The organism is Pantoea sp. M_10 (assembly GCF_008631515.1).
In the GTDB taxonomy this organism is placed as follows: domain Bacteria; phylum Pseudomonadota; class Gammaproteobacteria; order Enterobacterales; family Enterobacteriaceae; genus Pantoea; species Pantoea anthophila.
Genome location: NZ_VWUL01000004.1, coordinates 228403 through 241066 on the forward strand (window position 1 = coordinate 228403; position 12664 = coordinate 241066).

Genomic DNA, 12664 nt, shown 5'->3' on the forward strand with positions numbered 1-12664 from the left:
CTATATTTGAAATATCAGGGGCACTAAGTATCTATCCTTAAACTCAACTGAATAAAAAACCGCCCGGAGGCGGCTTAATCAATGTGACTGTTTTTCGAGAGATTCAGCTATGCGACGCAGGTATTCATTGTTTTTAAATGAAACCATAATGCATTCAAAAAATATCCTTGCGAAAAGAGCCATTATCAGTAGCAGTAAACCGGCAGCATTGAATCCTCTTGTAAAGAAGGTCAAAACAGCAGCAACAGCAAGCAGAGCAACAGTGATAATGTAAAGGGCGCTAATGATTCGTGGGGTTATTAATTTGTCGAATCCAAACATTTGGCAATCTTCCTGATTGAAAAGAAGAATAATCTTAATGTTTCGAAATCAATTCTTCAAGAGTTATCATCGGGCGCACTCGCAAATGCGCCCTGTGATGAAGCAGCTGCGGTTAGTAAGCTTTTTCGGCTAACCAATCTGCTGCAGATCGCATCTTTTTGATTGCTTCAGTTTTAGCCAGCTTTTCTAACTCAGCTAAAGTGGTTTCCACCTCATAAGGCAACTTCAGGTACAAAGACACGTTTTCACCACCCGAGTCAGGGTCGGTGTAAATCGTCACCTCAGCATAGACAGACTCTCCATTAACTCGGGTAAAACTTCCAATCTCAATTTCCATGATTCACTCAGGCAAGAAACATTTACAGAAGATAATGCATTACTGCGAGTTAAGCTGGAACTTAAATATGCGCAATAATCTCAGATACTGCTTACTGATGTGCTACTGCAGCACGAATCTTTACTTTTCTGCGACTGTAATTCGCTCTCTGAGTGTGAAATGATGCTGTTGAGCGGCGCAAGTATGACCGGTGGTCAATTTTTCATAAGCTGTCGCCGCTGCAATCAGGCGAAATAAAAAATGCAACTGATAGTGCTTACTTGCTACTCATAGAAAATCACTTTTTGCTGAACTCAACACTATCTGTCGTGCAATCAAGCATGCCAAAGTATTCCCCGTTAGCTGACTGGCCGTTACGCTTAGTAAAAGGCACTAACCAGATATCGTTCCCGAATGTCATCTGTCCATAGTCGATCAGAATCCCATTATTTTGAGCGGCGTCCTGAACGTCAGAGAAACTTTTCCATTCAGCCTGATCTCCGGTCTTAGCCCGAATAACCTTAGTCATGATGGTCTGATAATCATAATGTCTGCAGGCTTCAGCCTGGGCAGCATCAACTTTTGAAGGTCTGATCGATACTATCAACAGAATCATTACAGCAAAAGCCAGCACTGCCAGAACTGTAATGGCGATGACTAAAGTTTTGACTACCTTTTTCATATGATCCTCATCCTGAGCTATTTATATGAGAATCATACCTGATGCTCCTTGGAATGCTCACGTTGCCTTGCACGACGTGTGCACTGCATTACTCAGCGATACATAATCGCCAGTGCTTTCACATCGTCCTTTGCGGCTTCGCCCAGCAGAGCAACGCCACTTTCAACAAACGCCAGCGCAGCTTCAAAATCATGAACGCCCACTTTGACTTCAGCTGATGGGGCCTGAGCTGCTACGGCAGAGAATTCGGACTGTTCAACGACTTCGTCATTCATTGATTCTGACATTTCAGAATTCTCTTCTTCAGGAGGGATAAGCAGGTCCTCAGCCCAGCATATTCATTTCTGCCGTTCCCGTTCGATTTGCCGGATGCCGGCTTTGTCGTGGTTGCACTGCTCCAGAGCGTTAAGCAGGCGCTCATTCAGCTCCAGGCTGTCTCCCCAGGTCAACGGGTCAGGAATCAAAGGCACAGCGCAGTCAGCCAGCAGACTCACCGGGATGGGCACTGGCGGCACCGGTACGTACTTTGTCCCGGTGCGCACGCAACTGGTCAGCAGCAGGATGAGGCACAGGTTCAGTAGCACAGCTGTTACCCTTGACCAGCTTGCGAATAACCACCACTCTGCGCTCGCTCTCTGCATTACTGACGTGATTCGCATTGTGGGTTGCCTGTGCAATGTCGCTGAAGAGTACTGTTGCCCTGAGGACGTTATTCGCAATCATCTCAGCTGAAGTTTTTTCCTGCGCAAGCTGCCTGTTCTGCTGAATGAGCACGGCTTTCGATAAGGACTGAAGTTTCAGGGTGACGCTCAGCGCCATGACAAGAATAAGCAGAGCCGTGATGGTCACAGCACCCCACTTAATCCTGCTAAATGTCATCGCTGCTCTTCGCCATGCAAAGTGCACGTTCAGTTTCGCGGCGTTTCATCAGCCCTCTCCACTTTCTGCCGCCCGCAAAGACCCAGCGGCGCATTTCACTGCACGCACCCGTATTGTCGCCTGCGTTGAGCTTTTTCAGAAGGGAAGATCGGGAAAAAGCGTCAGTACCGGTGTTAAAGCTAAAGCTGTAGAGTGCAGCGCGCTGGTAATCGCTGAGGGGGACAGTGACCAGACTGTCAACAGCTGCCTGAACGGGTTTCAGGTCTTCGCGCAGAAGAGCATCACATTCCCTGGCGGTGTAGGTTTTATTTCTGACAATATCGGGGCCGGTGTGACCATCGCAGACGGTGAGCACACCGGCGACATCCCGATATGGAACATAACGACGCCCTTCCAGACCATCCGGACCGCCCAGCAGTATCATTGCCAGAGTCAGCACCCCTCCACCAGCTGCAGCCAGAAGTCTGTTACGCAGCACGACGGAGATGGCCATGAATTAATTCGCCTTGTCCTGGCAGGTGCAGCGCAGTGCCCTGATTTCTGCCAGTGTTGCCTTGCGCCGGTAATACCCGTTGATGATGCAGGTGATAGTCGCGAGGCTTATGCCGGCCAGAACGCCCACCGCACTCCACTCTTCCGGGCTGAAAAAGGTCAGGACGCCATGGACAACTTCGCCTGCGGATACGCCGTATGCGATGCCGGTTGTGAGTTTGCTCATCAGGAGTTGCCGCGCAGAAAGGAAGAAAGAGAGCCGGAGCCGGTGGATGAGCAGGATACACTGACGGCATCCGGCCATAAAAAAGCCCTGACAACATGCCAGGGCTTAACAGGAATTTCTTGAGGGTCATTTACCCATCGTTGGAGTCAATCTAACACAAAAAATGGAAAAGTAAATAGCGAGCGATAACATCGTAGATTTAATTATCGCTTGCTACTTAGTGATATGTGTCAGCTGCTTTTCCGCCCAGGCCTCTTCCCGGTGCAGCTCGGCGACCAGAAACTCCAGCAGCTGCTTCACGCTCTTGTTCCACGTATCCAGCGTAACAGCCTGCGTGACCTGACACACCGCCCTGAACACAACAGCGGAAGGGATACGTTCAAAGCCGCGCCCGGAACACCGCTTACAGGGCTGATAAACCGGCACGCCCTGAAAGCGTGTCATCACACGGTTAAGCGCTTCCCCTCGCCCTTTACAGTCCTTGCAGGCTGCTCGCACGACACCCTTCCCGCTGCATTTGCTGCAGCACTTTCCGTTGCGCAGGCCTGTGCCGTGACAGGCATGACATGGCGATTCAGTATCCGGGCTGCGCGCATAATCAAGAAAGGCATAGCCCGCGATGGTCGTGATGATGGCCATACGCTCTTCTTCCGGCAGTTTTGCAAGGGCCGGATACCGGGCTGATGCCTTCATACCGGTCATGGTGAGCAACCGTATGGCACGATCTCTGTCGTAACGACTCAGGTGCATTTTACCGAAGAAGGCGGAGTAACCGAGAGGGGCTCGCTTTTGTGTCATACCCAGTGCAGCCATCACATCGCTGCCGGTCATATCATCAGGTGAACGGGAGGACTGGCGGGTGAAAGGCGAAACGGAGCGCGGTGAATGGTACTTAACAACACTTTCAAGTTTCATCATAGTGACTCTGTGCCGGTAAGAATGCCACCGGCACTATGAGTCGGTTCAGATTCATTTTTCTGAATGCCTGCAGACGCGTTCTCGCGAATGAAAAATGAATTTCTGAACAAATTTTTCCCTGGGCAGCTGGTGTCTGCCCTTCTCCGTCACCCGGCACCACAATTCAATGAGCGCTTCACCAGAATGGTGACGGGGGCTGGCCCCTTTCTTCCACCCGATAAGTGTGGAAGCCACCACATCCAGTTCGTCTGCGATGTCCTGCAGAGAGTAACCGGAACGGCTCAGGTCGGTGAGGATCCGAAACCAGTCGATTTTATGAATATTGATGACAGGCACGCGACTTCCCCTGCTGTTAGAGCCTGAGTAAATCTTTAAGATTCCTGACGCCCAGCTTATTGGCACAGTTTTTCCGGTGCTGATAGACCGTCCGGATTTGGATCCCCAGCAATGAAGAGTGATGCCGGACATCCATTCCGTTCAGAAATCCATCAATAACGGCATGCTCGCGCAGGGTTATTCTGCAGTTTTCTCTTTCAGAACGCTTTCTCTCCAGATAGCGTCTGAGCACAAACGCGATGTATGAAACGGGCATGGATACATCCAGAACAAACTCCATATCACAGACGCGGTTCAGAAGACTCCTTTTCCGGCTATCCAGCAGGTCCTGATTGTCAGTGAAGACCAGAACATTACCGTTGGTTTTTCGCACCAGTGTCAGAAACAAGCTGAACCAGCAGGGAAAAAAGTCATCGTATCCCAGGCACATAACGGCGAGATGATAACGCCCCTGATATCTGGCTGCTGAATGAATACTGAATTTCCGGCTGTCCCTGCACGATAAAACTGTCAGGTTTTTTTACTGCATGCACTGTCTATGAGGCTGAATAAACCGTAATGCAAAATATTGTTGTCACCGATGACCACAACACAGCGTTCTTTACTATTCATATCCTGTTATCCGTCTCTGGCATTTAAGGCCAAAAAAACTAATCTCACCCTCCTCAAAACGCATATTATTACTACTCACATCCCGCTGCACATTCAATGCAATCGTTTGGCACTGGAGATTCTCAGCCTGACGCATTAAACGTAACCTGCTGAATAAAATGAATTAACATTGAACCAGGATTAGTATTAGGAAAAACTTTCAGACTCCTGTTAGCACCCATTCCTACCCAAAATGAATTCTGACGAGCCTGAATATTAGAAGGAGGATTTATACTTTCATTCAGATACTCACATATCGGTTAAATTGACACCGTGAAAATCACCTTTCAGTCATGAAAAAATAGGGAAGATAATGAGAGGAGTGCTTTTTTCCCACTCACAGAAAGGGAGTATTACATGATGCTACGGGGTATCTCTAAAACCATCCTGATACAAATTGAAAAAGAAAGCGCATATTACTTCAGATGAGATGGCAGGCATGACCGAGGGTGCCGACGCCGAACAATACTGAAACAGCTGACACCATTACGCGTGCGATTCAGTGACTGCGTGATAGCACTATTGACACTATAGCCTGCTCCAATTGTCTTAAATTCGTTGAACAGCAGATGAAATGAAGTCTGGCGACCGCCAGAAGCCGATCAGGATGATCCCGTTGCGTCCTTGAGGCCCATTAGCATTTCCATACCGCTGCGCTGCGCACAAGGACTGAGAAGGTCAATACACATCTCCCTTCAAGTCATCAGAGAGAAAATGCCCCCTGTCGGGATATCTCTGCAGACACCTCACGCAGGGCACTGTACTGTCATCAGCAAAAAGGGATATGAAATGACGATCAATGCCAGGTCAGGTCATCGTAACTGTCGGTTGAGTTCATGGTGAATTCTCCCATAGCACTTCTCTGTAGTGCATCGCGCCTTTTGATTTCGTCGCTGACATCATTGATAGCCAGTTTCAGGGCATCAATCCTGTGTATATCACTTTCTGTTTTAAGAAAACTGTTCAGCTTGTTCAGTATGCCCGGCCATGAGACACGTGTGTTGTCATTAAGTATGGCGAGAGTCGCTTCCCCGATGAGCACATCACGCAGCAATTGCATATCCTGTTCTGTCATGACTGCGGCTGGTCTCCTGTCTCACGACACCGAAAAGATGGCAGTGAAATCACACTCATTTGCTGAACAAAAGCTCAATCAGCGCATGCAACTGCTGTTCTTCTGCATCAGATGAAGCCTTATCAAGACGTACAATCAGCCTTAAGCAGATAGCTTTGCGATTCAGTGTCTGACCTGAACTGAGGATCTCAGCAACAACTGAACCAAGCGTTTCCTGCAGCGGGAGCAGATTTGCACGGCTGAAATAGTCAGCGATATCGCTGTTGGAACCTGTGGTGCTAAGATTCAGTTGCATGACTGACCCCACTGTATGATTCGAAAATAACCTTTTTTGCGAAAATTATACAGAAAACCTGGCTTTGTACAGATATTTCCGTTTCGCTTACAACAGCTACTGACAAGGACAGATGCTGGAGAGTATCCATCCGGGTGGAGTACTGCTACAGCCTGACTGGAGTCTTATCTTGCCCGGGGCAGGTCCGATACCCGCGTTGTGTAGGCAGGCGACAGCATATCCCGCTTCATAGACCAGGATTTCTGAATCCCCTGCCCTGCAAAAAACAGACTGGCCTTACCACTCTGATTAAGTCCATCGACGACCCGCATCAGGGCCTCGCTGTTTGCCTGCGGCTGATATTCGTCAAACAGGCTGAGCTGGGCCACGCCTTGGCTGTAAAAATCGCCCAGCATCACGCCTGCTTTCATGTACCGGTGCCCGTCCACCCATATGCGGTCGAGCGCATCCATAGCGACGCGGATGATATCGCGGGTGTCGTTTGAAGGGGTAAGCAGTTTGCCGATTGCCTGATTACCGTAAAATTCCTCACCGACGGCATGCGGACTGGTCCGGACAAAAACCGCTATCTGCCTGCAGTACTGCCTCTCCTGTCTCAGCTTTTCAGCAGCACGCTCGGCGAATGCGCACACTGCCTGCCGCATATCCATATACTCAGTGATGCGTGAGCCGAACGAGCGCGAGCAGACAATCTGCTGTTTGACAGGTGCAAATTCTTCGAGCGCCAGACAGGGTTCGCCGCGCAGCTCCCTGACGGTACGCTCGAGTACAACATTGAAGTGTTTGCGGATGATCCAGGTGCTCTGTTCGGCGAGGTCTCTGGCTGTGGTGATGCCCATGGCATTGAGTTTTTTACTTATACGCCTGCCTACTCCCCACACTTCTTCAACCGGCACCAGTGCCATCAGCTTTCGCTGCCGGTCAACATTCGACAGATCGACGACGCCACCAGTCTGCTTCCACTTCTTGGCGGCGTGGTTTGCAAGCTTAGCCAGCGTTTTGGTCTGTGCGATGCCCACGCCCACGGTCAGATGCGTGTTACGTTTGATCGTCTCACGCACTTCCCGTCCGAAGTTTTCCAGAACCATGCAGTTGCGCACACCGGTCAGATCCAGGAACGCTTCGTCTATCGAATAGACTTCCACGCTGGGAGCCATCTGCTCCAGCGTTGTCATAACCCGGCTGCTCATATCGGCATTTATGTGGAATGGAAAATCTACACGATTAGTTTGGATTGGAATGGCTGCTATGAGCGAAAAGCAGAATCCATCTTGTCAGTCCAGATAATGCGCAGTTAATGATTTTTAACTTAATACACGAAATTTCCCCTGGGAATTACCTCTTACTGGCACCTGACCTGTGTGCCACATATAACTTTTAATGCGGTCACAGAAAGCGAGCGTGAGTCGCGCGCATCGTGAACAGGACAAAAGGTGCATATACCAGAGCTGATATAGCACCTTATTGATGAGAGACAGGATGTGTAACCTGATAAAAATCATTTATTCTGCGGAAAATGTTTAACGGTAAATTTTATCGTCTCAGCAATACCCGCCTTGAAAATTCTTTTTTGAGCTCAACGCTGTATGGGGCGTTATAAAAGCTTACCTTCTGAAATTTCTCATCGAATTCCTTATTCAGATGTTTATTGACAGGAATTGAGCCAAAAACGTTATGGAGTTCGCTTTGCGTTTTTTCACTGATCAGCCAGTTGACAAACAGAGCAGATGCAGCGGGGTGTGCTGAATTTTTAGCTATTACTACAGCGTTGGCACCGGCAGGCATATCAAACCCGGGTACATAAAATTTTATGCGTGATGTCACTGCACCTGTTTTTTTAAGAGTCAGCAGGTGATCTTCCCACGCAGGTGCCAGAATAAGCTCGCCATCATTGATACGGGTAAGACTGTCTGCCTGCGATTTTGTGAGCGTGATTTTACTTTTATTTTTAATAAACCATTCCCATCCTTTATCCCACTGCTGGAGAACGGCCGGGTCTGCTTTATCAGCTAACTTATGCTCTCCCTGTCCGTGGAGTGTCAGTACTCTCTGTATAAAAGCTTCACCCGCCCCGCCATTTTGCGGATCATTGTATCCAAATAAATTTAGATTGTTGTCGATGAAGCCCTGAAGCTCCTCCAGAGTCTGAGGCAGTTTTTTGTCCTGCATTTGCAGCGGGTCATACGCAAACCCGGTCTGGCTTCCCCAGAATGCAAGGCCATATCCCAGGAAGTCGGTACCATTGACTTGACTATAGCCATTCTGGTATTCAGGAAGCCATGCTACTGGCGAAACGGTATGAGAGTTAAGGACAAGTGGCATCTGGCTCATCGTAAAGCCTACTACATCAAGCTTCCCGGTTTCTTTATTTTTTTCAGCAAGAATTTTATTCAGATTCCCGTCTATGGTCGATTCAGGAATGATTACTTTAATACCGTACTCATGTTCAAATTCTTTTACAAAATTTCGCCATTGTGGCTTGAGATACCAGACATTAAAGTTAACTGTCCCTTCGTTTTTTGCCTGGGAGACAACCTCGCTCCACGTCATTTCTGAAAGCTGCGCTCCCTTTGCCGCGGAAAAAGAGAGACAAGTAACCGTTATAACGGTAGTTAAAGTTAAAAAGCGTTTCATATTAACCTCTTCATATTAATATTTGCCAGTTGCCTCAGCCGCATAATTATCCTTCAGCGCTCTTTCAATGATGATCATAAGGAAAATGTTAGGAATGATGAGTATCATTGATACAACTGCTGCGTCTGGTCTTACAAACGTGTATCCAAGGAAAGAATAAAGTATTGTCGGAATGGTAATAAAATCCGGTGAACCCAGTACATATGAAACGGAAAATTCCTCAAGACTCCTGACGAAACACAGTATCAGAGTAGCAAGAATGGCACTCTTCAGAAAAGGCAGATAAGCATTCCTGAATGTTGCCCACCTGTCCGAACCCAGATCGCGGCTGGCGTCAATCATCTCCTGCGGTACAGCCCGGAAACCGGCGGAAAGTATTCTTATTGCATAAGGCAGTGCGAGGACAGTATGTCCCGTAACGATGCTGATAAAAGGATTTTCGATATTGAGCTGAAAGATCATGGCGCTGAAAAATATGCCGATCAACATACCCGGCATAACGAGCGGGATCAGCGTCAGGATTTCAGCTATCCCTTTTCCTCTGAAAGGTATGCGTCCGAAAGCATAAGCAGTAGGAAGAGCCAGTAACAGACTCAGGGGAGCTACTGTTAACGCTATCGAATAACTGTTGAACATAGCGTCAGGAAGCGATGTCGTCTGCCACATATTTACCCATCTTGTGAAAGAGAGGCTGTCCGGAAATATGTCAGGGAAACTCCAGGGATGTGCAGGGTCAACCATCGACCATATTACCGCCATGCCCACGGGCAGCCCAAGCCATATAAAATTAGCAATGAGAAAAAAAGCTACCGACACTCTCATGACTACACTGGTCTTTTCTGGACTGTTCACGTTCATTTCAGGTCGCCTTTGCATGTCATGAAAGGTGTTATCATTAACTTAACTGCTATACTGAATAAGAGTGAGGTTATCATGATGATCATGGCAATCACGGCAGCGTTATTCCATTCTCCGTACTCCATAGCCGTTGACTGCATCAGTCGCGCAAGTGAATAAACATCATGAGGCCCGGCGACTGAGTAAAAAGCAAAGTCACCGATCGCATCAATGAATACAATAATCAATGCCACCTGCACTGCGGGCAGGGTAAGTGGCAGTACAATAGTGATAAACCGCTGCCACTTATTAGCGCCTAAATTTACCGATGCGTTTAAAAGATCATTTTTCACAGTATTCACTGAACTGCTTATCAGAATCAGCGCAAAGGGCATATTCTTCCATATCTGCAGGACAATGACTCCCGTGCCGAAACTGTCATTCTGCATACGCAGCGGCGCAGCGATAACTTTTGCGGCCAGAAGGAATTCATTAATAACACCATGGAATGAAATGATGTTAATAAATAAAAAGGCTGCAACAAGGCCAGGAATAAACATAGGTATACGCAGTATGGCAATGATACTTTCTTTCATGGGCAGCGGCTTTCTCAGCCATAAAGCGATGGGGTAGGCGAGAATAACGGCCCCCAGGGCTCCGAGAAGTGAAACTTTCAATGAATAAAGAAGTGAGCTCACCAGTACGGGATCGCGAAGCATCCCGGACCAGTACTGAAGTGTAAAATAACTTTCACCCGTCAGATTAAAATAGCCAATACTCTGCGCTATCAGAACATAGAATGTTGAGCCTATAAGCATAAGGATAGTACCAAGCCCGCTTATCATAAGAAGCCAGGCAAATAACTCCTGCCGGACATTAGTTTTCATATCACAGGCTCCAGAAATACGATGGCATTTTCAGGCAAATAGAAACATGCCTGCTCACCGGTTTTAAAGTAAGGTTTTTTTATAAGTTGCAGCCGCACGCCGGTTCCATCGCTTGTGTGCCCCAAAGCCTCGGTATGGTTTCCCATAAAAGCCATACTTTCAACGGTGATGGTAAAGTGATTAGAGTCTTTTCTGCTTTCCGGAATGTATACAGCATCTTCGGGTCGCCAGCATATCCAGCAATGATCGCTTTCAGGTACTCTCGAAGAGCTGACGTAGAAGCCCCCCATTGAAGTGGATACCCTGTAATAGCCGGGTTGTTCTGCCCTGCATATGGTTGCCTGCATAATATTTGCCGCACCAATAAAATCGGCAATAAAGCGGTTTGCCGGCTGATAGTATATTTCTTCAGGTGTGCCTGCCTGCGCAATGTTCCCTGCATTGAGTACCACAATTTTGTCTGACATGGAGAGCGCTTCACTCTGGTCATGCGTCACATAAACTGATGTAAGATTGTGGCGCTCCTGAAGCTGTTTGATTTCATATCTCACACTTTCACGCAGCTTTGCATCCAGATTGGAAAGAGGTTCATCAAAAAGCATGACGTGAGGCTTTGTTACCATGGCTCTCGCGATCGCAACTCTTTGCTGTTGCCCGCCTGAAAGCTGAGAAGGCATTTTGTGTCTTTGTGATCCGAGGCCCATCTGTTTCAGCACGGTATTGACCGTAGCTTTCTGTTCGCCAGGGGGGATCCTCTTCTGCTTCAGCCCATAAGCAATATTGTGAACAACATTCAGATGAGGGAATAAAGCGTAAGACTGGAAACACATCGCAGTGCTTCGCTTCTCCGGGGGTAGTGTATTAATTGCCTGACCGTTCAGAATGATGTTTCCACTGTCTGGGGTAACGAATCCCGCAATCATCTTCAGAAGGGTTGTTTTACCGCATCCGCTGGGTCCCAGCAGGGTGACAAACTCCCCTTCTTCAACATCGAAAGAGATCTCTCTCGCTGCATAGTACTCGTCAAAACGCTTTGTAATTTTTTCAAGTCTCAGTTTAGCCATCATGCAGTCCCTAATTATCATCACGATTAACTTTAATGATTAAACATTAAAATTTTGTGACAGTGAATTGCTTGAGGATAACCCTCATTAAGAAAACTGTATGTATATGATTTTATTAAATAAAAAAATAAATTAGATTTTCGCTGCTTTTTTTATTAAGTTTAGATAACATACTTAATAGTGAAGAATAATACTTTTTCTCAAAGGTGCTGAACGTGTTCAACTTCCATCAGGCCAGTAAAGGGGTCGTACTGGCGAACGGCCATCGTGGATACTCCAGTAAGTATCCTGAAAATACGCTTTTAGCATTTGATGGCGCACGCCTGGCTGGAATGTCGAGTATTGAACTCGATGTGCACATGACTAAGGATGAGAAAATGGTGGTTATTCATGATTACCGCATTGACAGAGTATCGGATGGCTCTGGTTATGTGGCAAATATGACTCTCGACGAACTGAGAACGTATGACTTTGGCGTCAGCGTTTCCTCCGAAGAAGGAAAGGCTGCTATACCGCTACTGGATGACATCTTTGACTGGGCGATCAGACACGATATGGGTCTTGTCGTAGAGATAAAACAGCGCTGCCGTCTTGACCGCTTTATTGAAAGATTCACCCAACTGGTGAACACCAGAACCGGCATTATCGAAAGAATGCAGTTACTGGGGTTTAACCATGTACTGCTTAATCAGGTCAGGGACAGTGTTCCGGGTCTGAAGATTCAGACAGTCTCACTTGAACGTTATAAGAATCAGCTTGAAGCTATTCTCGGTTCGGGTGCTGATTGTGTTTGTCTTGAATATGAACATACACATATAGACGATCTGAAGGCCTATAAGCAGGCGGGATTAGGTGTACGCCTTTACCTTACTCCGGGCAAGCTCGGTCTTGATACGCTGGAGTACTACCGTTTTAAGTTCGGGCATGATGTCCGCAGCGAGATACTGTTCTGGATGAAGGAAGGTCTGATTGACATGGTCAGCCATGATGACGTCCTGTATGTCAAAAGACTCATCAAAGATGCCGGGTTAAAATGTGCTTAACCATTTGA

General features: G+C 47.4%; 17 protein-coding genes and 1 pseudogene. 1 reads left to right on the top strand and 17 read right to left on the bottom strand.

Features of this window, described 5'->3' with window-relative positions; genetic code table 11:
• Positions 1-78: 78 nt before the first annotated feature.
• From F3I47_RS13490 to F3I47_RS13570, 17 genes and pseudogenes are all read right to left on the bottom strand, one after another.
• Positions 79-321: a DUF4282 domain-containing protein gene (locus F3I47_RS13490; RefSeq protein ID WP_140923113.1), complete on the bottom strand. Its 243-nt coding sequence runs from the start codon at positions 319-321 to the stop codon at positions 79-81.
• A 112-nt stretch (positions 322-433) separates the two neighbouring features.
• Positions 434-658: a hypothetical protein gene (locus F3I47_RS13495; RefSeq protein ID WP_140923112.1), complete on the bottom strand. Its 225-nt coding sequence runs from the start codon at positions 656-658 to the stop codon at positions 434-436.
• Positions 659-935: 277 nt separating this feature from the next.
• On the bottom strand, positions 936-1319 hold the full coding sequence (locus tag F3I47_RS13500; RefSeq protein ID WP_140923111.1) for a hypothetical protein: 384 nt from the start codon (positions 1317-1319) through the stop codon (positions 936-938).
• A 92-nt stretch (positions 1320-1411) separates the two neighbouring features.
• A complete protein-coding gene (locus tag F3I47_RS13505) occupies positions 1412-1606 on the bottom strand; it encodes a hypothetical protein (protein ID WP_140923110.1) in 195 nt (64 codons plus the stop codon).
• Between the two features lie 190 nt (positions 1607-1796).
• Positions 1797-2225: a hypothetical protein gene (locus tag F3I47_RS22345; protein WP_190311324.1), complete on the bottom strand. Its 429-nt coding sequence runs from the start codon at positions 2223-2225 to the stop codon at positions 1797-1799.
• Positions 2188-2691 carry a lysozyme gene (locus F3I47_RS13515; RefSeq protein WP_150029131.1) on the bottom strand — a complete coding sequence of 168 codons (504 nt, stop codon included), beginning with the start codon at positions 2689-2691 and terminating at the stop codon, positions 2188-2190. The genes F3I47_RS22345 and F3I47_RS13515 overlap by 38 nt, the downstream gene beginning before the upstream one ends.
• A gap of 3 nt (positions 2692-2694) precedes the next feature.
• A complete protein-coding gene (locus F3I47_RS13520; RefSeq protein ID WP_140923108.1) occupies positions 2695-2916 on the bottom strand; it encodes a phage holin in 222 nt (73 codons plus the stop codon).
• Positions 2917-3129: 213 nt separating this feature from the next.
• Entirely contained in the window at positions 3130-3834 is a 705-nt protein-coding gene (locus F3I47_RS13525) for an antitermination protein (RefSeq protein WP_150029132.1), read from the bottom strand.
• A 51-nt stretch (positions 3835-3885) separates the two neighbouring features.
• Complete coding sequence (locus F3I47_RS13530; RefSeq protein WP_140029386.1) at positions 3886-4170, bottom strand: hypothetical protein; 285 nt, start codon at positions 4168-4170, stop codon at positions 3886-3888.
• Between the two features lie 16 nt (positions 4171-4186).
• Complete coding sequence (locus F3I47_RS13535; RefSeq protein WP_190311325.1) at positions 4187-4558, bottom strand: LuxR C-terminal-related transcriptional regulator; 372 nt, start codon at positions 4556-4558, stop codon at positions 4187-4189.
• Between the two features lie 1059 nt (positions 4559-5617).
• Positions 5618-5896 carry a hypothetical protein gene (locus tag F3I47_RS13540; RefSeq protein ID WP_010670499.1) on the bottom strand — a complete coding sequence of 93 codons (279 nt, stop codon included), beginning with the start codon at positions 5894-5896 and terminating at the stop codon, positions 5618-5620.
• A 55-nt stretch (positions 5897-5951) separates the two neighbouring features.
• Positions 5952-6191 carry a regulatory protein YcgZ gene (ycgZ, locus tag F3I47_RS13545; RefSeq protein ID WP_140923105.1) on the bottom strand — a complete coding sequence of 80 codons (240 nt, stop codon included), beginning with the start codon at positions 6189-6191 and terminating at the stop codon, positions 5952-5954.
• Positions 6192-6355: 164 nt separating this feature from the next.
• Positions 6356-7399: pseudogene (gene umuC / locus F3I47_RS13550) on the bottom strand (translesion error-prone DNA polymerase V subunit UmuC); the annotation flags it as partial.
• A gap of 325 nt (positions 7400-7724) precedes the next feature.
• Positions 7725-8825 carry an ABC transporter substrate-binding protein gene (locus tag F3I47_RS13555; RefSeq protein WP_150029134.1) on the bottom strand — a complete coding sequence of 367 codons (1101 nt, stop codon included), beginning with the start codon at positions 8823-8825 and terminating at the stop codon, positions 7725-7727.
• Positions 8826-8840: 15 nt separating this feature from the next.
• Positions 8841-9683: an ABC transporter permease gene (locus F3I47_RS13560; protein WP_140923103.1), complete on the bottom strand. Its 843-nt coding sequence runs from the start codon at positions 9681-9683 to the stop codon at positions 8841-8843.
• Positions 9680-10549 carry an ABC transporter permease gene (locus tag F3I47_RS13565; protein ID WP_150029135.1) on the bottom strand — a complete coding sequence of 290 codons (870 nt, stop codon included), beginning with the start codon at positions 10547-10549 and terminating at the stop codon, positions 9680-9682. The genes F3I47_RS13560 and F3I47_RS13565 overlap by 4 nt, the downstream gene beginning before the upstream one ends.
• Positions 10546-11613 carry an ABC transporter ATP-binding protein gene (locus tag F3I47_RS13570; RefSeq protein ID WP_046102998.1) on the bottom strand — a complete coding sequence of 356 codons (1068 nt, stop codon included), beginning with the start codon at positions 11611-11613 and terminating at the stop codon, positions 10546-10548. Before F3I47_RS13570 ends, F3I47_RS13565 begins: the two co-directional genes overlap by 4 nt.
• A 215-nt stretch (positions 11614-11828) precedes the next feature.
• On the opposite strand from F3I47_RS13570, the gene F3I47_RS13575 reads away from it, so the two are divergent.
• On the top strand, positions 11829-12656 hold the full coding sequence (locus F3I47_RS13575) for a glycerophosphodiester phosphodiesterase family protein (RefSeq protein WP_223812725.1): 828 nt from the start codon (positions 11829-11831) through the stop codon (positions 12654-12656).
• Positions 12657-12664 lie beyond the last annotated feature (8 nt).